At 62.9% G+C, this 16708-nt stretch carries 21 protein-coding genes and 1 pseudogene; 13 read left to right on the forward strand and 9 right to left on the reverse strand.

Going from position 1 to position 16708, the window contains the following annotated elements; genetic code table 11:
- Positions 1 to 5: 5 nt before the first annotated feature.
- From THIARS_RS17295 to THIARS_RS17310, 4 genes are read right to left on the reverse strand one after another with little or no spacing between them, the layout of a single operon-like run.
- The gene (locus THIARS_RS17295; protein WP_094161963.1) at positions 6 to 467 is read right to left on the reverse strand and encodes a hypothetical protein; all 462 of its coding nucleotides are present in this window, start codon (positions 465 to 467) and stop codon (positions 6 to 8) included.
- A gap of 52 nt (positions 468 to 519) precedes the next feature.
- The gene (locus THIARS_RS17300) at positions 520 to 828 is read right to left on the reverse strand and encodes a hypothetical protein (protein ID WP_094161964.1); all 309 of its coding nucleotides are present in this window, start codon (positions 826 to 828) and stop codon (positions 520 to 522) included.
- Positions 825 to 1220 carry a HEPN domain-containing protein gene (locus THIARS_RS17305; RefSeq protein WP_094162227.1) on the reverse strand — a complete coding sequence of 132 codons (396 nt, stop codon included), beginning with the start codon at positions 1218 to 1220 and terminating at the stop codon, positions 825 to 827. The genes THIARS_RS17300 and THIARS_RS17305 overlap by 4 nt, the downstream gene beginning before the upstream one ends.
- 14 nt (positions 1221 to 1234) lie before the next feature.
- A complete protein-coding gene (locus THIARS_RS17310) occupies positions 1235 to 1579 on the reverse strand; it encodes a nucleotidyltransferase domain-containing protein (RefSeq protein WP_094161965.1) in 345 nt (114 codons plus the stop codon).
- A 309-nt stretch (positions 1580 to 1888) separates the two neighbouring features.
- Between THIARS_RS17310 and relB the strand changes: the two genes are divergently transcribed.
- The 7 genes from relB to THIARS_RS17345 all read left to right on the forward strand — a co-directional run bounded on the left by relB (position 1889) and on the right by THIARS_RS17345 (position 7334).
- On the forward strand, positions 1889 to 2335 hold the full coding sequence (gene relB, locus THIARS_RS17315) for a type II toxin-antitoxin system RelB family antitoxin (protein ID WP_094161966.1): 447 nt from the start codon (positions 1889 to 1891) through the stop codon (positions 2333 to 2335).
- Positions 2332 to 2634 (forward strand): type II toxin-antitoxin system RelE/ParE family toxin, encoded by a 303-nt coding sequence (locus THIARS_RS17320; protein WP_094161967.1) that lies wholly within the window; start codon positions 2332 to 2334, stop codon positions 2632 to 2634. Before relB ends, THIARS_RS17320 begins: the two co-directional genes overlap by 4 nt.
- 112 nt (positions 2635 to 2746) lie before the next feature.
- Positions 2747 to 4024 (forward strand): glycosyltransferase family 4 protein, encoded by a 1278-nt coding sequence (locus THIARS_RS17325; RefSeq protein WP_425444259.1) that lies wholly within the window; start codon positions 2747 to 2749, stop codon positions 4022 to 4024.
- Entirely contained in the window at positions 4017 to 5090 is a 1074-nt protein-coding gene (locus THIARS_RS17330) for a capsular polysaccharide export protein, LipB/KpsS family (protein WP_094162229.1), read from the forward strand. The genes THIARS_RS17325 and THIARS_RS17330 overlap by 8 nt, the downstream gene beginning before the upstream one ends.
- A 61-nt stretch (positions 5091 to 5151) precedes the next feature.
- Positions 5152 to 5595: a hypothetical protein gene (locus THIARS_RS17335; RefSeq protein WP_094161968.1), complete on the forward strand. Its 444-nt coding sequence runs from the start codon at positions 5152 to 5154 to the stop codon at positions 5593 to 5595.
- A 159-nt stretch (positions 5596 to 5754) separates the two neighbouring features.
- Complete coding sequence (locus THIARS_RS17340; RefSeq protein WP_094161969.1) at positions 5755 to 6024, forward strand: helix-turn-helix domain-containing protein; 270 nt, start codon at positions 5755 to 5757, stop codon at positions 6022 to 6024.
- Positions 6021 to 7334 (forward strand): HipA domain-containing protein, encoded by a 1314-nt coding sequence (locus tag THIARS_RS17345; protein WP_094161970.1) that lies wholly within the window; start codon positions 6021 to 6023, stop codon positions 7332 to 7334. The genes THIARS_RS17340 and THIARS_RS17345 overlap by 4 nt, the downstream gene beginning before the upstream one ends.
- Before the next feature lie 75 nt (positions 7335 to 7409).
- On the opposite strand, the gene THIARS_RS17350 is transcribed toward THIARS_RS17345, so the two are convergent.
- The 4 genes and pseudogenes from THIARS_RS17350 to THIARS_RS17365 form a co-directional block, all read right to left on the reverse strand.
- Complete coding sequence (locus THIARS_RS17350; RefSeq protein ID WP_186436735.1) at positions 7410 to 8675, reverse strand: capsule biosynthesis protein; 1266 nt, start codon at positions 8673 to 8675, stop codon at positions 7410 to 7412.
- Between the two features lie 10 nt (positions 8676 to 8685).
- Positions 8686 to 9699, reverse strand: coding sequence for an NAD-dependent epimerase/dehydratase family protein (locus tag THIARS_RS17355; RefSeq protein ID WP_094161972.1), 1014 nt, complete (start codon positions 9697 to 9699; stop codon positions 8686 to 8688).
- The gene (locus THIARS_RS17360; RefSeq protein WP_094161973.1) at positions 9696 to 10919 is read right to left on the reverse strand and encodes a GNAT family N-acetyltransferase; all 1224 of its coding nucleotides are present in this window, start codon (positions 10917 to 10919) and stop codon (positions 9696 to 9698) included. Before THIARS_RS17360 ends, THIARS_RS17355 begins: the two co-directional genes overlap by 4 nt.
- Before the next feature lie 307 nt (positions 10920 to 11226).
- Positions 11227 to 11895: pseudogene (locus tag THIARS_RS17365) on the reverse strand (hydantoinase/oxoprolinase family protein); the annotation flags it as partial.
- Here THIARS_RS17365 and THIARS_RS17370 point away from each other — a divergent pair.
- Entirely contained in the window at positions 11789 to 12664 is an 876-nt protein-coding gene (locus tag THIARS_RS17370; protein WP_094161974.1) for a hypothetical protein, read from the forward strand. The pseudogene THIARS_RS17365 and the gene THIARS_RS17370 overlap by 107 nt on opposite strands.
- Before the next feature lie 243 nt (positions 12665 to 12907).
- Entirely contained in the window at positions 12908 to 14029 is a 1122-nt protein-coding gene (locus THIARS_RS17375; protein ID WP_094161975.1) for an AAA family ATPase, read from the forward strand.
- A 70-nt stretch (positions 14030 to 14099) separates the two neighbouring features.
- Here THIARS_RS17375 and THIARS_RS17380 read toward each other — a convergent pair whose 3' ends face one another.
- Positions 14100 to 14435, reverse strand: coding sequence for a hypothetical protein (locus THIARS_RS17380; protein ID WP_094161976.1), 336 nt, complete (start codon positions 14433 to 14435; stop codon positions 14100 to 14102).
- An 841-nt stretch (positions 14436 to 15276) separates the two neighbouring features.
- Between THIARS_RS17380 and THIARS_RS19155 the strand changes: the two genes are divergently transcribed.
- From THIARS_RS19155 to THIARS_RS17395, 4 genes are all read left to right on the forward strand, one after another.
- Positions 15277 to 15399 (forward strand): hypothetical protein, encoded by a 123-nt coding sequence (locus THIARS_RS19155; RefSeq protein ID WP_281254220.1) that lies wholly within the window; start codon positions 15277 to 15279, stop codon positions 15397 to 15399.
- A gap of 399 nt (positions 15400 to 15798) precedes the next feature.
- The gene (locus tag THIARS_RS18445; RefSeq protein WP_141202459.1) at positions 15799 to 15987 is read left to right on the forward strand and encodes a hypothetical protein; all 189 of its coding nucleotides are present in this window, start codon (positions 15799 to 15801) and stop codon (positions 15985 to 15987) included.
- Positions 15963 to 16328, forward strand: coding sequence for a hypothetical protein (locus THIARS_RS17390; protein ID WP_094161978.1), 366 nt, complete (start codon positions 15963 to 15965; stop codon positions 16326 to 16328). Before THIARS_RS18445 ends, THIARS_RS17390 begins: the two co-directional genes overlap by 25 nt.
- Positions 16316 to 16582 carry an AbrB/MazE/SpoVT family DNA-binding domain-containing protein gene (locus THIARS_RS17395; protein WP_094161737.1) on the forward strand — a complete coding sequence of 89 codons (267 nt, stop codon included), beginning with the start codon at positions 16316 to 16318 and terminating at the stop codon, positions 16580 to 16582. The genes THIARS_RS17390 and THIARS_RS17395 overlap by 13 nt, the downstream gene beginning before the upstream one ends.
- The last annotated feature ends 126 nt before the right edge of the window (positions 16583 to 16708 follow it).

Raw genomic sequence — 16708 nt, forward strand, 5'->3', positions numbered from 1 at the left:
GCGCCTCAACGCCAGGCGGTGACTTGGCGTCGCGGCACGTGCAACTCCGCTTTCACGGCGGGGACGTAACCCGCCACCGCGCTGGCTTTCAGCAGTTGCAGCGCCTTCGCATCGTCATGAGGCCAAGTCTTCGCGCCGAGAAGGAAAAGGGCTTCGTCGTTTCCCGAGGCTGCGAGCGTGGCCAACCGGCCATCGTCCTTCGAGGGTTCGTTGCGCGCAACCCAGATGATTGCGTCAGGTTTTCCCTGCGCGGCCAGCCGTTCCATCGTCGGCGTCATCTTGCTCACCTCGTCACGGTGATCCTGGGCTTGCGCCCAGCGTCTCATCGGATTCCCAGGCGCAAGCAGAAAGATCATGAGCACGCCGGCAAGTGTCGCCTCGATGACCAGTCGGCGCTTCTTGGCGGGGTTGACCAACAGCAGGATGTCGCCGCGATCCGGGCAGGTGGATGCGGGGGCGGGCGTCATGGGTTGGACTCCAGTGGCTGTGATGATGGAACCTTGGCAATGCGAAGACGGGCTATCGCTCGATGACAAAACTGCTCGAATTCGGCCAAGAGAATTGCGAGCGCGGTGTTTGCTTTGACGGGTGGGTGCCGTACTCGTAAGCGATCCAGTCGCCGGTGACGGTCAGGCCCGCCATCCGACACGACAGCGCGAACTTGGAACAGGCGTGGTCGCCCGCCGACGCCATCCAGGCGTGGATCTGTTGCTTCGTCTGCCCTGAGGTCTTGGCGAGTTGCGCCTGCTGACTCCCGAGAATCGAGAGGCAGTTTTCCATCCGGCGCCTTCTGGCGCGTCGATCCTCTTTCGTCGGGTCGTCATTCATCGCTGCCCCATGTCCGGCGCATGGTCGCTATCCGGAGCAAGGCGTTCCAGGATGGATCGAACGGTCATCACAAATGATTCGGCCTGCTCGACCATATTGCGGGCGTCAGCCAGATCCACGGCGTTGTCGCTGTAGTCGGCAACGTACCGGAAGGCTTCCGCGTGCTTGAGGAGGCGGCCCGTTTCCTTGGGCATCGGGCCGTCCTTCACAAGCAGATCGTTGAAGGCGTTGAGCAGGCCACGGTGAGTCTTTCCCACATCGTGCCCAGCAGCCCGCAGCGCGGCGCGAGCGGCATCGAACATGGCGTAGTAGGCGCGGTTGCAAGCCCCGTCGGCATCGCCGCGCGTGAGCAGCGCGCGGGCGGATTCGGCCGCCTGCGCGGCCTTGGTCATCAGATCGTCCACGTTCACAGACGGACCCCTTCCCGGGCAATGTTGCGCAGCAGAGCGGGGTTTGAATAGGTCTCGGGGTGCTCCCACTCATCCATCCAGATCGGGAGCGGGGTAATGTTGACGCCGGTTTCCAGCAGCACGTCATAGGCGGCGTCAGCCATCGCCAACGTCGTCGGCAGCAACCGCAGGTGTTCGCCGCGCAGGAGCACGGCCACGTCCGCATCGCTATCGGGTTGATGCGTGCCTCGCGCACGACTGCCGTACAGCATGGCTCCAGCCAGGTCGTAGCGTCCGGCGAGCAGCCCAAGAAACTGCTTGACCGCTCTCTCGGTATCCGGATCAATCGTGTGCGCGTCCATGCTCGCCTCCACATGCAAGTCCGGTTTCAGTCTAGCAAGGGGTGACGCTCGGCGCAACAACCAAATCCGGTTTTGCGCATGATGTAGCGCGCCCCGCGCTACGCGATCGACCACACGCAAATCCGGATACCCCTCAAAACGAGAGCGGTTTTCGAGAACGACCCGGCCACATCGGCGCTGCATTGTGCCGCCTTATCGACAAGGCTTCTCGCAGAGCATCGTTTAGGGGCTGCAAACCGCTTGCATGCTTTCTATCGCTCATGCACAATAAAAGCCTGTAAATAACCTTGATTGATAAATGAGCGCGCCATGCACAGCATGACACTAGAGCAGCTACGCGCCACGGCCAGCGCCGGCGGTGTGACGGGTGTAACCCTGAAAGGACAGGGCGGCGGCTTCTTCGTTGAAATCGCCACCCGCAGTGGCCAGGACGCCTTTTTGGCGAAGGCCCGCACCACGGAGCCGCGCCGCTTTGGTAACCCCACTTCCGCGATGATCGTCTTGCGTGACGTGGGCATTGTCGTTGCGCAGATCGACGCCACCAACTGGAATCCCGAACAGAAGGATATGACCCGCAGCCGGCAGAGCCGAGCCGAGGCCATGCGCGGAGCGCATGAAGCTGCAGCCTATAACCAGTGGCTGGCCGGCGAGATTCAGGCATCCATTGACGACCCCCGGCCGAATATCCCTCACGATGAAGTCATTGCCGAGATGGACGCCGACATTGCCGCCTTGCCGAAGAAAAAGAGCGCATGACGGTCGAGCCTTACCGCATTGAGTGGCGGCCCATGGCCCGCGAGGACTTGCGCGGCATCGTTCGCTACATCGGCAAGGACAACCCGACGCGGGCCAAGAGCTTCGGCAAGGATCTACGCGACAAGACCAAGCCGCTTGCACAGCATCCAGAGCTTGGCCGCAAAGGGCGACCGGGCTTGCCCGAGTGGCTGCGCGAACTGGTCGTGCATCCGAACTACATCATTTTTTATCGAGTGCTGGCCGAGGCCCGCACCGTCGAGATTTTGAGAGTGAAGCACGCGGCCCAACAGGTGCCGTGATTACAACCCCGGCGCGCTAACGCCGGTTTTTCAGGAGTGACGAATTTGACTGCTCCCGGGACTGAAGGCCGGGAAGCAGTTAAAGATCGGCGCCAACTAACCGAGCCAATGCATGGCGTATTTCGCTTATCCGGAGCCGCGCTCGCTCAACTGCATCTCCACTCCCTCCATGCCCTCCGACATCGCACCGATCCTCATCGACGTCACCCGCCTGGCGGCGCGGCTGCTCGAAGGTAAGCACCCAACCGGTGTGGATCGGGTGAGTCTGGCGTACATCTTTCATTACCGCGCTCGGGCGCGGGCGGTGGTGCGGCACTGGGGGCGGTGGATGCAGCTTTCACCCAGCGCGTCGCTGCGGGTTTTTGCGGCCCTGCTGGGGGAAGACCAGCAGCCGAAGCCGACGCTTCGCCGTTGTGTGGCGGCGGCCTATGTGCTGCGCTGGGGTCTCACCAAAGGCGCACCGCTATTCAACACCGGACACAGTGGGTTGGACGACCCGCAGTATGCCGAGCGGGTGCGGCATCACGCCTTGCGTCCGGTGTACTTTTTGCACGACCTTATTCCTCTCACCCATCCGGAATACTGCCGTGCCGGGGAGGTGCAAAAACACCACCAGCGGCTGCGGACCATGTTGCACACGGGGCATGGGGTCATTGCCAATTCGCAGGCGACCCTTGAGGATTTGCAGACTTATGCGCGTGCGCACGAGTTGCCCTGCCCCGCGGCCTTGGTGGCGCACTTGGGCGGCTCCGAGCTGCCGCCGGCCAGCCCGACGCCGCCGATCACGCCGCCGTATTTCGTGATGCTGGGCACGATCGAGGCGCGCAAGAATCATTTGCTGCTGCTGCATGTCTGGCGCGAGTTGGTGGAGCGCCTTGGGCACGCCGCACCCAAACTCGTGCTCATCGGCCAGCGCGGCTGGGAGTGCGAGCAGGTGGTCGATCTGCTCGAGCGCTGCGACGCGCTGCACGGCGTGGTGCTGGAAGTGCCGCACTGCAATGACGCGCAGTTGTCCACCTGGCTCGCGCATGCGCAGGCGCTGCTGTTCCCGTCATTCGCCGAAGGGTACGGGCTACCACTGGTTGAGGCCTTGGTCGCTGGCGTGCCGGTGATTGCCAGCGACTTGCCTGCATTTCGCGAGGTGGCGGGCGACATTCCGCACTATCTCGATCCGATCGACGGCTTGGGGTGGCTTCAGGCCGTGCTGGCATTCGCCGACCCGCTGCACCCGGCGCGGCTGGCGCAACAGGTCCGCATGCAGGGGTTTGAGGCGCCGACTTGGGACGCGCATTTCGCCAAGGTTGACACCTGGCTGAGCCAGATCGCCCGAGGCGCCGGCATGCTCCGGACACCAGCCATCGATGCGGCGGGTCTTGCGCCTCATGACTGATTTTTCCGGCGCGCCCCCCGACGCGGAGCAACGCCTTGCGGGTCTACCCGAGGTGTTGCACGTGGTGGCGTTCCCGCGATGGAAATGGCCCGTGATCCGGCAGTGCTTTCCGGGACGCACGCTGCGCTTCATCCAAGCCGAGGACGTCACGCAGCAGACGCGCTGCCTGGTGCTTTGGGGCAGGGCCGCCGTGCCGCAAGGCGCGGCGACTGACGCGCGGATCTTGCGCGTGGAGGATGGGTTTTTGCGCTCGGTCGGGCTGGGGGCCGATCTGGTGCGGCCCCTCTCGTGGGTCATCGACACGCGCGGCATTTACTACGACGCGGGGCAGGAGTCCGATCTGGAATGGCTACTAGGTCATGCCAGCTTTGCGCCCGAACTACTGGACCGTGCGCGCGCCTTGCGCGAGCGGATTGTGTCTTCGGGGTTGACCAAATACAACGTCGGCGCGCAAGCGTGGCAGCGACCGCACCATGCCACGCACGTGATCCTGGTGCCTGGCCAGGTGGAAAGCGATGCGTCGATCGCCTTCGGCGCGACGGATCTTCAGCACAACATGGCGCTGCTGCGTGCGGTGCGCAAAGCCAACCCCGAGGCTTATGTGCTGTACAAGCCGCATCCGGACGTGGTGGCCAGGCTGCGCAAGCTCGGACAGGACGAAGACCACGCCCAGCGCTGGTGCGACGAAGTCGTCGCCGGCATCGGCATGGATGCATTACTGCACGGCGTGGACGAAGTGCACGTGTTGACCTCACTCGCCGGCTTCGAGGCTCTGCTGCGGGGCAAGACCGTGACCTGCTACGGGCAACCGTTCTATGCCGGCTGGGGCCTGACGCACGACATCGTCCCTCATCTGCGCCGCACCCGCAGGCTGCAGCTCGATGAACTGGTTGCCGGTGTGCTGCTGTTGTATCCGCTCTACCTCAGCCGCGCCAACAAGCGGCTCGTGACGCCTGAGCAGGCGTTGGATGAATTGCTGGCCTGGAAGGCACGCGTGGCGGGTAAAACGCCCTGGTGGCAAGAAATCTACCGCTTCTTCCTGCGCCGCTTCATCGGGGTGCGGTGACCTGCTTGATGTTTTGTTGTCTCAATCCCGCACGAACTCAGAAATAGGAACCTGAACATCCATGTCACGCCACGTCAACAAACTGCTCTTTTGCCTCCTGCCGTTTCTCATGCTGAATGTCAGTCACGCCGGCGGCCTGACGGCCGGGTTGGGGTACAGCTTCATTCCCGGCGGTGGCTATTTTTCGCTCGGCTACCAGAACAAGGCATGGGCGATCGAGGGGTCGGTGATCAATAAGGGGCGGGAGGAACCGACCACCCATGCAGGCCCGGAGATCACGCTGGACGCTCTTGCCTTTGCTGGCTCATGGCCGATCTTTGTCAAAGGGGGCGTTGTGACCGGATCCCACAAGCATGGCTACAACGTCGGGGCGGGGGTGGATTGGGCGTTAAACAAGCAGTGGACGATGAGACTTGAAGACATCCATTTTCGTGTGACGGAAGATTTTGGACCCAATGCAGAGTCCGAGAACATCATCTCGGTTGGGCTTCAGCGCGCGTTTTGAGCCTGGGGCAATCAAAGAACCACCCCCCCCACGAATCCTCAAGAACGAGAGGAATTTCAGGGAATGAGGCTGTCTAGGCAATAAATCCGCACGAACAAAAGGATTTGTAGCCAAGCCCGCCCACTTGGTGCAAAATCCGCATAAACGTGAGGATTTTTCATGAAGATACCGATCGACAATGCAGCCGCCATCGGCAAGGTGGTACGCGCCAGCCGCAAGGCTCAGAAGATCCGGCAGGATGATGCTGCAGGCAGCATCGGCGTTAGCGAGAACTTCCTTGGCAAAATCGAACGCGGCAGCGAATCTGTGCAATGGGGCAAGCTCTTTCAAGTTCTGGAGGGGCTGGGCGTGCGCGTCGTGGTGGATGTGCCCGAGAACGTGGCCGCCTATTTGAACGCCCCATCGAGCAATCAGGGCAAGACACCATGACCGGCCGCTCTTTGCGTGCGTTCATCAATCGGACGGAGGTCGGCACCTTGCAGGAGGTGAGCGGCCTTTGGAGTTTCCAATACTCGGACGCCTGGCTGGACGACCCTGGGCGTTTCGCGCTCAGTCCGCATCTTCCACTGGCGGCAGAGCCCTTGCTCGACGGCGCAAGCCAACGGCCAGTGCAGTGGTACTTCGACAACCTGCTGCCAGAAGAAGGGCAGCGTGTATTGCTGGCCGGAGACGCCAAGCTGGATGCGGCTGACGCCTTCAGCTTACTGGCCTGGTACGGCGCCGAGTCGGCAGGGTCGGTGACCTTGCTGCCTCCGGATACAGGGCTTCAAGCCGAAGGACCACTGCGCCCTTTGCCGGACGATGCCCTGGAAGCGCGTATCCGTCAGCTACCCAATGCACCGCTGACGCATGCAGCCATCAAACGCATGTCGCTTGCCGGCGCCCAGCACAAGCTGGCGGTCGTCCTGCAAGATGGCCGGTTGTTTGAACCCGCAGGCGCCACACCCTCCACCCAGATCCTGAAGCCAGATCACCCGGGCGAGGACTACCCGCATTCCGTAATCAATGAGTGGTTCGCGATGAGCCTGGCCAAGCGCCTCGGCCTCGGCCTGATTGTGCCGAACGTGCATCGTCGCTATGTGCCATCTCCGGTCTATCTGATCGATCGCTTTGACCGGATTCCTGATGCTCAGGGGTGGCAACGCCGGCATGTGATCGATGCCTGCCAATTGCTGGGGCTGGACCGTAGTTTCAAATACAGCCAGGGCAGCATGGAGAGTCTGGCGGCGCTGGCCAATGTCTGTCGCAGCCCGGCAGTGGCGCGCGCCCGGCTCTTTGGCTGGCTGGTGTTCAATGTACTCGTTGGCAATTCCGATGCCCATCTGAAAAACCTCAGTTTCATGGTCTCCCACGAGGGTGTGCAGTTGGCGCCGTTCTATGACCTGCTCAGCGTTGCCAGCTATGACACGCCCGCCTTCGACAAAAGTGGCTGGCCAGCACAAACCCAACTGGCTTGGCCGATTTTGGGTGCGCGTCACTTCTCGGACATCAACCGTGAATTGCTGCTGGAGGCTGGCGCGGTGTTGAATCTGGCCAAAGGAACGGCCGATCGCTTGCTGGAATACCTGCGCAGCCGCGTTACACGAGAGGCTGAAATTCTTTACGGCGAGGTCCAAGCCGAGAATGCAGGGATCGCCAGTGCGCGCCCGGCGCTGTCAGCAACCATGGCGGGAGAATCGCGTTGCCTTCGAACCATTCTGCACACCATCATCAAGACGATGGCGAGGCAAATAGCCTGAGAAAAAATTCAATTCCGCCCCGATTCCGAATGTACACCCCGCTGTTCTGCATTCGCCGCCATGACCGGGCGCCCGCTACGTCGTGCTCGCGTCAGTCGAGATTTGCCCCACACGGCCGTGGATCAATCGCTCTGCCGCCTCCTTTGCCGCCAGGCTGACACCCTCCTTCTCGAAGAAAACTCCGCGGATCTGCAATGCGCCGGCGAGTGCCTTGAGAAAAGCGCGCACCAGGTCAGCGTCAGGAGGGATTGCTTGGCTCCAAAAGCTGTCGAGCCCGCCTTGATGGGTGAGCCCTGGAACATCGAATACGGCCTGACCCAGGACTACCAGCGGTGTGCCTAGGTGCAACGCACGCATCCCAGTTGTGCTGTTGACCGTGACCACGCCCCGCGCCCGATGGATGAGCGTGTCAAGGTGACCGCCGCGCAGATACCGTACGCGTTCTTCTACGCCCCATTTGGCCGCCTCTCGCCGGAGAACGCGCTCCCAGTTTTTGAGCGCGGGGTCCCATGGATGCTCTTTGAGCAGCAGCACGGTGTGCGTGGGAGCGTGCCGTGCGAATGAGGCAACCACGTGCGCGATTGACTGTGCGATGCCGTCGAAAGGCGAGTAAGCGACGATCTGGAAGTCGAAATCGAGTTGCAGCGGGAACAGGTAGTAGGGTTGCTGCGATGCAAGCAAATTCTCCACGTCCTGCTCGGTGCGTTTTTTGCGCAGGCGGTTGGTGAGCAGGCGCAGACCGCTGGCCGGGGTGTAAATCAAGGTATGGGGCCTGCGGTCGCTGCGGCGATAGAACGGAAACAGCCACCCCATGAAGAGGTTGGACAGGTTGTGCAGCAGATCACCCCGGGCCATATGGAAGGCGCTGTCGGCAAAGCGCGGGGTCCAGTCGATGTCTGGCAGTGAGGCGGCCATCGCCCGGATGGCATCGGGGTCGCGGGGAAACAGCGACCCGCCGCTCATGCCGTTGCGCTCGAAGGTGATCCAGTCTGGCCGGATGTAGCCGAAATCGTTGACGACAACTTGGATACCGTTTGCCAAGGCGATGTCCACGGCCTGCCGGTGATAGCGACGGTTTTCGCCGAGCAGCAGGACATGGGTGACGCCCTGTTCCGCGAAGAACCGCGCAATGAAGCGCGGCCATCGGCTGCGACGTCCACGGTAGGGGATGGCATCTTCGCCGTGCCAAAACAACCAGTCTCCGGTACACAGGTTGATGCGTGTCACGCGCCATCCATGCGCCTTGAGATGCTGGGCGATATACCGATAAAACGGCGATGGCATGCCTTGCAGGAAGACAAGATGCGGGGCGAGCGACGCATTGCGCGCTGGGCTTTTCACAACGTGGCTCTCACTTGGTGTGATTGGTGAGAAACCAGCTTGCAGACTCTGCCATGCCCTGCGCATAGCCGACACGCCCCACCGGACAGCCGGCAGCGGCGAGTTTGGTGGCGCGATGACCACATGTGTGGCCGAAGATTTTCACGATCAGGCGATGCAACAAGGGCTCCTGCCTGATGCCCAGCGCACGATAGGGCAACTCCATTGCTGCGGCGGCCAGCGCAGCAATGGCATACGGCAGATCGATGATCCAGCCCTTGCCACCGATGCCTTGGCGCAAATCGTCGAGCAGTTGCCGCCAGGAGACCGATTGCGGATCGACAACATTGAAGACTTCGTTTTCAGCCTGCGGCGCCTGGCCGGCCCACAGCAGCGCATCGACCAGGTTGTCCACATACAAAAAACCGGCGTCCACGCGGCCACCGGAAATCCGCAGCATCAAGCCGTTTTGCAGTTCGCGTCCGACCCGTTCGATGAAGGGACTGCCTGGCCCCATCACATTGGCCGGGCGTAGCACGGCGTAGGACAGACCCATGCCACGCGCTGTTTCGCGCAGCAGCAATTCGCCGCGCAGTTTGCTGTCGCCGTATCCGAAGCCAGGAGGGCGCAGCGCGCAGCGCTCGTCACACGGCGCCGTCGGAAAACCATACACGTCCACGGTGGACACATGCACGAACCGGTGGGGTTTGTCCGTCTGCCGCGCGATCGCATCGAGGATGTTGCGTACGCCCCGGACGTTGACGGCCTCGTAGTCTTGCGCCCGCCCCCAGGTTTGCACATTGGCGGCGCAATGAAAAATCCAGCGCGCGCCGTGGACCGCGTCGCCAAGCGACGCTGCATCGGTCAGGTCGCCGACACAGACCTCGACACGGCTAGGCCATTGCGCCGGGAGCTTGGCCGGGTCGCGCACCAACAGTTTGAGTTGCGCGCCCTGCTGCAAAAGCCGCTGCACGAGATGCCCGCCAACAAAGCCGGTCGCCCCCGTCACCAGGACAGATTGTCCTGTGTAATCGCGCGGGCTCATGGGGCGCGCACCTCGTCAGCGGACGACTTGAAGACCTGGCGGGGCCGAGGATCGGGGACTTTGTTGAGCAAGGCATATCCCAATCCGACAAAGGGATTGATCAAGCCCCAGGAGGCACGAATAGCGAGTTTGATCGGCACGACATCGGCACCGAGGTCTTGTTTGATGGCGTAGGTCGTCAGCCCCATTTCCAGGCGCTTGGCGCCAAGCAGAATGGCCGTTTCGACCACCTTCTCGGCAACGTAGATATAGAGACTGTCGTTCTGCGCGACTTCACGGCCGACGTAAAGCCACCGCAGCATCGCTCCGTCCATCAGCAGCAAAGCGTGACCGACCAGCGCATCGCCTCTGTAAAACAAGAGCACCTTGGCCAGCGCTCCCATGCGGGCTGGAAGTTCGCGGTAGAACGTCGGCGTGAGGACCTCGCGTTGAAACTCGCTGGCATGGGTATGCACCTCCATCCACTGCGCGCACAGTGTATCGGCCAGAGGCGCGAAATCGTCCACCAGTTCGTGGCGGATACCCGCGTCGACATTGCGCTTGAGATGCTTGTTGAGCTTGCTGCGGAAATAGCTGCGCATGGCCGCCTGATATTGCTGCGGCGTGGACCAACGGATATCCATGTAGGTATTGGGCAGGCTGTCAGTCCAGTGGTAGCCGTGACGACGAAAGTGTTCACGCAAGCCTTGCGCATTCGGTTCAAAATCGCGCACGACGATGATCAGGCATCGTTCCTTTTTCGCCAGCGCACGCAGTTCTCTGTTGAGCGCATCGATGATGGCCTCATCCGAAGCGGATTCGACGCGGATATATGGCGGGCTGCTGATGGTGATCGGGGTGCCGCATTCGAGCATCTTCCACTTCAGGAAACTGGGGAACACCTTGCGAATGCCGTCAAGCACGCGACGGATGAATGACGGCGCAAAGATCGCAATGTCTGTGGTTACGGTATAGACGGCGGCTATGGCAACAGCAGATGCGCCTTCGTACACAATGACGTAGCGGTAAGCGAAGTCGTTCATGCCGGAGCGTTCGATGACGCCCCAGAAGTCACGCGTCATGGCCACCGAGCCGCGCGCGCAAAGGCCATCCCAATCCCTCGGCTCGATCTCACCAAGGCGGTTGAATATTCTTGTTTCCAAACTTTTTGAAGTATTTTTTGAAAAAATAAACCGTCTGATGGCGAATGCCTGGAGCGGATCGGCGAACCATACGAACATCCTAGCGGCCGCCGATGGAGATCGGGGCTACGCCTGCGCACGCGACATACGAGCAGGCCGTTGAAGTACTTGTCTGACGCACGAGTTCCAGCCTCTGCAATCGCGTCATGGCGATCATCAGGTGCTCAATTTCTGAACAAGCGAGGCGATTTCGTCCCGCACAGGTCGGCAGACGATGTTGGCGCCGATGCCGATTTGAGCCAGGCGCCGGATTTGCGGTGAGCCGGCTGGAGCGCGACGACATTCAAGCCTGACGCCGCACGCAGTTCGTCTGCCGTGGCTCACTCGCCCATCGGCATGTGGCTCAAATCGGCATCGGCGCCAACACTTTGATGTGCTGGCGGGCGCGCTCGACGTTGAGCTTGATGGCGCCGCCGAGGAAGTTGTCCGGGTTGAGGTACCCCAGAATGACGTGGCAATCCGACACCGAAACCGTGTCGAGGCCGCTTTTTTCCCAACAGGTGCCGACCCGGTAACCGGCACTGTCGGGGCCGAGCTTGATGGATCCGCTGTAGGGGTCAAGCCGAACGAAGCTGCCGGCACCGGCGCCTACCGAGTCCATGGCCACCAGCGGCAGCGAGAGCACCAGGCGCGCCATGTCGGGATCGGAGGCGATGGCGAAATTGCCCTTCGTGATCAGGGCCATGTCGAAGCTCGTGCCGCCGATATCGCTGCAGGCGATGTTCTCGTAATGGCAGCGGTCGGGACGCTTCTGCAAGGCGACGAAGGTAGGCCCGATCCTGCCGCCGCGCATGAACCTTAGAGATGTGTTGTCTGACCGCTTCGCTTGCCAGAAGTCGCCCCGACTTGCACCGGAGGAAGATGCTGGGACGATGGACGCATCGCAACTCCATCCATCGAGGTTCCTGATGCTCCACCTGCTCACTTCCATCCTTCTCCGATTCCGCGCCTCGCCCGCTGCCACCTTGGCGCCGCCTGCCAACACCTCCTCGTCCCGCATCGATGCGTATTCCATGGGCGTCGGCGATCGCATCGCGGCCCAACTGCGACAAGCCGTTGGCATCACCGCAAGCGATCTCGTGGAACTGATCGCCAACGGCCGCTATTGCACGATCTGCGAACGCGCGATTGGCTCCCGCCTCGCGTGGGCTACAACCTCCGACGCGCGCGCGACGCTGGCACAGACGCCCCGCGATCTGCGCCTGCTGGTGTTCGATCCCGAGCGGATTGCCTTCTTCGTCGTCTTTGCCGCGGTCGATCCCGACCGGGAGCGTTTCACAGTCACGCGGGTCACCACCACCCGGCACTACGAGGAGGTGCGCTGGAAGCTGTTGCCGCCCGACCTCTACCGATGCGCTTGTGCCAAGTCCATCGCCTCACCACAGGAGCGCGACTGCATCGTTGCAGCGGCGATTGGCGAACGTGCCCTCGACGCCCTGCCGATTTTGTTCGCGCTCGAGGACGACAAACGCTTGGTCTGGGTCGAACTGGTGATGCGCGACGGCCATCAGAAGCGCCTGGGCATCCTGCCGTTCGAGTTCAAAAAACAGCGCGCCACCGATTTACCTTCGCTGGACGGGTTCTGGGCATGGATGCAGACCACACCACAGGCGCACGACTCCCCCATCGCGCGTGACGCAGTCGCCGCAATTCGCCTTGTCGGTCAGCGCGACCCGTATGACGTCACGTTGACTCTTCACGCGTTGACTGGGGACTCAGGCGCGCGCATGCTGCCGATCGCCATGCCAACGACACCGAAGTCCTCCCAGCCGGCTGTGGTGTGATGCTCTGCCGGAAGGGATTCCGGCCTCGATGGCTCCGAACCCAACCCGGCCCACAGGAATTTGCCATGGAGGACGTATCTCCAACGCTGAAGGGGGATCAGTGATCTCCACTTTGGCGCATGGCGTGCCATTGCGGGCCGTGCGCGCATCCCATGGCTTGCGGTGTGACGCCTGCGCTGCTGAGCCCCGCCCGTATACACGCACAATCGACCCACCCCACCCTCACCTCCTTCCTCCTTCCCTATGACCGCAACCCTCGCCGATCTCTGCACCTCGATCCCTGCGTCGATCCAACACGACACCTGGTACGCAACCCTTGTCGACCGCGCCCGGCAGGCCACGCTGGCGCGCCACCGCTGCGCGGTCACTGAGCACCTCCGATTGCGGGTGCATCTGGAGCGCTGGCACGCCTGGTTTGAGGCGCGGCCGTCGTGGTCGCTGTACTCAGGCACCGACCGCGGCGGGCGCGTGGCGTCGCTGGCCTTCGACGGCGAGCGCGGTGTGCTCATGATCCTGCGCATGGACCAGGATGCCCACCGGCGCGCGGGCAGCGCATTGCGCGAGCTTCTGCGCGAGACCACCGACTCGCCCCCACAGGGCGCCGCGCTCACCGCCGCGGACTTCCCCGCCGAGGTCACGGTGCTGGGCTCGCCAGAGCTGGCCCGCGCCGTCGCGGCCGAGCTTGGCGAGGCGTTCGATGCCGCCGGATGCGCCATCCACTGGATGCATGGCGGCGAATACGGCGAGGCCGTGGAGCTTCCCCTGCGCGAGGATCTGCGCGCGCTGCCGCAGATGTTCCCCTTCCTGGGCGCACCCCTGCAGGACTATTACGACGCCTACACCGCCTCGTCCGCTTCGGTCCTGCTGCTCATGGGACCGCCTGGGACGGGCAAGACCTCCTTCATTCGCGGCTACCTGCAGCACACCCGCAGCGATGCCCTGGTGAGCTACGACCCGGCGCTGCTCGCCACCGACCGACCGCTGAGCGCCTTTCTCAGCGGCGAGACCGGCGTGTTTGTGCTCGAAGACGCCGACGCCATGCTCGCCTCGCGTGAACAGGGCAACACCCTGATGCACCGGCTGCTATCGGTCGGCGATGGCTTGGTGACCCTGGCCGGTAAGAAGATGATCTTCTCGACCAATCTCGACAGCCCGGCCGACGTCGATCCTGCGCTGGTGCGCGCCGGGCGCTGCTTCGACGTGCTGCGCTTTCGGCCTCTGGACTTCGCCGAGTGCTGCGCCCTGGCGCGTGCCGCCGGTGTGCCAGAGCCGTCGGATGCCGGGCGCGCGTATACCGCCGCCGAGATCTTCCACCCGGTTGACAACGAGCGCCGCAGCCTGCAACGCCGCGCGGGCTTTGTCTGAAACGTCATCGTCTTGGATGATAGATCGCGCTGCACGGGCGCCATCGCTGCCGATTTTTGGGACGGTCCGGCTACATCCCTTGCAGCCGCCGCCCCCTGCGCCGCAGGGAGGATGCGGCCAAGGTGAGAGCGAGCCAGCCGCTTGCCGCGACGAGAACGCCAATTGCCGGATCGTGCGCGCGGATCGCGAGGACCACGACGGCGAGGATCTGAAGGTAGGCCAGGATATGGACGTCCCGCGCCAGGTGCTGCAGCGCCTGGTCGCGGACCACAAGACGCAACCGACCGGCCCCTCGTCGGTCCAGCCGTCCGGCAAGCGCCGCCATCGCGCGGGGGAGCGTGGCGCAGGCGGCTGCGGTCAGGATCACCACGGCGCCGTAAAGCCACAGGGTCTGGGAAGCTGTCATGAGTTTTCAGGCGAGGAAGAGGCTGGGTCGCCGGGGCGACTGGGGTATGGCGTCATTAGACAACATGACCATGCGCCCGAGGAAGCGTACGCACCCCAAAATGCTGTGTGGGTCCATGCCGGCAGCGCTCTACGCCGTGCCCATGCTTGCAGCCGACCAGAACCTACGCGGGTGCGGCGCTTGCGCTGCGCAGATTCTGGGCGACACTGTCCGCAAAGGAGCGCTCGCACGCATCTCGTTCAACCCATCGAATCCCCGCTGACGCAGCAGTTGCTGCAGATTTGCGCCGTGTACGGGGTCAGTCCATTCTTTGCCAGTACCGGGACCAAAGGCGCAGCGGGGCGGCGCTGCCTCCAACTGCGATTTGACTCGTTCCTGGAACTGCGTACGTTCGAAAGGTTCGCGCAAGAACAGGGGTTGCGGGCTGCAACGCAGGAGATCGATACGACGGAGGATCCTGGATCCTGGTGTGCCCCGACGCCACCCTGCGTTGACTCAGCCCTGCCCGCACCCTGGATCTTGCCGAGTTCTCGGCTTGCTGCAATGCGCCGATCTGCTCCAAACAGTCGATGACGGCGGCGGGTCCAGTTGCGCCGACGCACGGCGCGTGTAACATGATTTCCATCGTCCCTTCGTCGAGGTGGTTTCCCCCGCGCACATCCTGAATCGGCCGCCGTTGCGGCCCCAAGCATGGCACCACGCACACCCTTCGTGCGTCTGCACTGTCCATCGCTTTCAGGAGAATCCCATGCGCGAAGAACGCCTCTACCCCGTCCTCATTTAACTTGTCGCCGCTGGCGCGCAGATCGAAGAGTCCCACCAGGCTGGACGGCGCTACACCTTGGTTGCCGCGCATCAGCGTCTGTCCCTCAGCGCAGCCCTTACCGTGAAGCTCGAACGCGAGGGGCATATCCGCCCGCTGTGCCACCTCAGCGGCAAGACGCTCTGGGTGGCGAGCACCTGAAGTCTGCCGGCGGTCGAGCAGTCGGCAGTCGGCAAACCCGTCTTGCCAGCTTGCACCCGCCGCCTGGCTTGCCGACTTGCGCAACGCCTTGCGTGCGGGATGATGGTTCTGGAGATGCCCCGGTGGGCATCCGAGGAGAAAGAGCAATGAAAATGTTGGTGGCGACGCGGATCCCGTTCCTGGTTTTGAAACGGCAGGGATGCCCTGGGGCGGCGGTGGCCGCGCTGCTCCTTGCCGTTAACCCTGCTGCTGTGGCCGCTGGCCGCATTCTGGGCCATGCGCTGCGCCGTGCGGGCGCAGGAAGCCAGGCCATGCCATGGCCGGACCCGGAGGAGCTTCTGATGCTCCCGTGCACCTGTCCCCAGTGCGGCACGAACGATGGACGCAAGGTCATCGCTGATGGACGAGCAAGCCATCCGCAACCTCAACGACCGCGATCCGGCCCTGGCAGGTGGCGCGCTGGAACCGGTCCTGGATTTGCAGGCGTTGTGGCGAACCGTTTCTGTCGCAGGCCTGAATGCTGTTCAAGCTGTTGTTCTGTCCCATTTGTCAAAGGATGATCCATGGTTGTTGATCCCCAAACCCTGAACCTGACCGCCCGACAATTCCTGGAACTGACCGGCGACTACGGCGTGTCCTGCCGCACGCTGCGCCGACGCCGTGGCCATGGGGATCCGGCACCCAGCATCCTGGGAGCGGAGTTCGGCTCGCCGGATGACTTCAGGTTTTTCATCCAGTTCCTGCGCCAGCGGGGGTTTACCGCAAGGGTGGAGACCCGGCACGCCTGGCGCCGCCATCTGGTGTTCAGCCCGGATGCGGTAGTCGGGGCTGCGGACGACAACGACCGCATGAACGCATCCCCGCCCTGCAGCACCAAGGTATGCAACTTGCAGATCGAACCGGAAGGAGAAGGACGATGTCATTCATGACTGGGGTGTATGTCACTGCCGCGCTGGCCATACTCTGCACCCTGGGGAGCGTGCTGTTCGTGATGCGCCTGGCGGAGCGGACGCAACAGGAGAACCGGCGCCGCAACCAGCACCGCAGGATTGGGGTTCCAGCCGAGATCCTCGAGGCGCTCGGGGTCGAAGCTGGGGATACCTTGGCCTGGGAGGTCGGGGAGGATGGGACGGTGCGCGTGCGCCGGGCGGAACGCGCGGCGAAGACGTCGGAGCGTGGGTGATGCGTCAGCAGGCGGATCAGCCGGAGGTGGAACACCAACCTGGCGCGAAGCGCTGCCTCCAGGCATGAAGGAACTTTAAGTCGCAATAGACCGACGCCTGCCTTTCATCGCATCAGGATGGGAGGC

The sequence above is a fragment of the Thiomonas delicata genome, assembly GCF_900088825.1.
In the GTDB taxonomy this organism is placed as follows: Bacteria; Pseudomonadota; Gammaproteobacteria; order Burkholderiales; family Burkholderiaceae_C; genus Thiomonas_A; species Thiomonas_A delicata.

Excerpts from the sequence above, each read along its gene's own strand:
- THIARS_RS17295 (WP_094161963.1), bottom strand. The coding sequence starts at position 467 with ATGACGCCCGCCCCCGCATCCACCTGCCCGGATCGCGGCGACATCCTG.
- THIARS_RS17300 (WP_094161964.1), bottom strand. The coding sequence starts at position 828 with ATGAATGACGACCCGACGAAAGAGGATCGACGCGCCAGAAGGCGCCGG.
- THIARS_RS17305 (WP_094162227.1), bottom strand. The coding sequence starts at position 1,220 with ATGACCAAGGCCGCGCAGGCGGCCGAATCCGCCCGCGCGCTGCTCACG.
- THIARS_RS17310 (WP_094161965.1), bottom strand. The coding sequence starts at position 1,579 with ATGGACGCGCACACGATTGATCCGGATACCGAGAGAGCGGTCAAGCAG.
- relB (WP_094161966.1), top strand. The coding sequence starts at position 1,889 with ATGCACAGCATGACACTAGAGCAGCTACGCGCCACGGCCAGCGCCGGC.
- THIARS_RS17320 (WP_094161967.1), top strand. The coding sequence starts at position 2,332 with ATGACGGTCGAGCCTTACCGCATTGAGTGGCGGCCCATGGCCCGCGAG.
- THIARS_RS17325 (WP_425444259.1), top strand. The coding sequence starts at position 2,747 with ATGGCGTATTTCGCTTATCCGGAGCCGCGCTCGCTCAACTGCATCTCC.
- THIARS_RS17330 (WP_094162229.1), top strand. The coding sequence starts at position 4,017 with ATGACTGATTTTTCCGGCGCGCCCCCCGACGCGGAGCAACGCCTTGCG.
- THIARS_RS17335 (WP_094161968.1), top strand. The coding sequence starts at position 5,152 with ATGTCACGCCACGTCAACAAACTGCTCTTTTGCCTCCTGCCGTTTCTC.
- THIARS_RS17340 (WP_094161969.1), top strand. The coding sequence starts at position 5,755 with ATGAAGATACCGATCGACAATGCAGCCGCCATCGGCAAGGTGGTACGC.
- THIARS_RS17345 (WP_094161970.1), top strand. The coding sequence starts at position 6,021 with ATGACCGGCCGCTCTTTGCGTGCGTTCATCAATCGGACGGAGGTCGGC.
- THIARS_RS17355 (WP_094161972.1), bottom strand. The coding sequence starts at position 9,699 with ATGAGCCCGCGCGATTACACAGGACAATCTGTCCTGGTGACGGGGGCG.
- THIARS_RS17360 (WP_094161973.1), bottom strand. The coding sequence starts at position 10,919 with ATGTTCGTATGGTTCGCCGATCCGCTCCAGGCATTCGCCATCAGACGG.
- THIARS_RS17370 (WP_094161974.1), top strand. The coding sequence starts at position 11,789 with ATGCTCCACCTGCTCACTTCCATCCTTCTCCGATTCCGCGCCTCGCCC.
- THIARS_RS17375 (WP_094161975.1), top strand. The coding sequence starts at position 12,908 with ATGACCGCAACCCTCGCCGATCTCTGCACCTCGATCCCTGCGTCGATC.
- THIARS_RS17380 (WP_094161976.1), bottom strand. The coding sequence starts at position 14,435 with ATGACAGCTTCCCAGACCCTGTGGCTTTACGGCGCCGTGGTGATCCTG.
- THIARS_RS18445 (WP_141202459.1), top strand. The coding sequence starts at position 15,799 with ATGGACGAGCAAGCCATCCGCAACCTCAACGACCGCGATCCGGCCCTG.
- THIARS_RS17390 (WP_094161978.1), top strand. The coding sequence starts at position 15,963 with ATGGTTGTTGATCCCCAAACCCTGAACCTGACCGCCCGACAATTCCTG.
- THIARS_RS17395 (WP_094161737.1), top strand. The coding sequence starts at position 16,316 with ATGTCATTCATGACTGGGGTGTATGTCACTGCCGCGCTGGCCATACTC.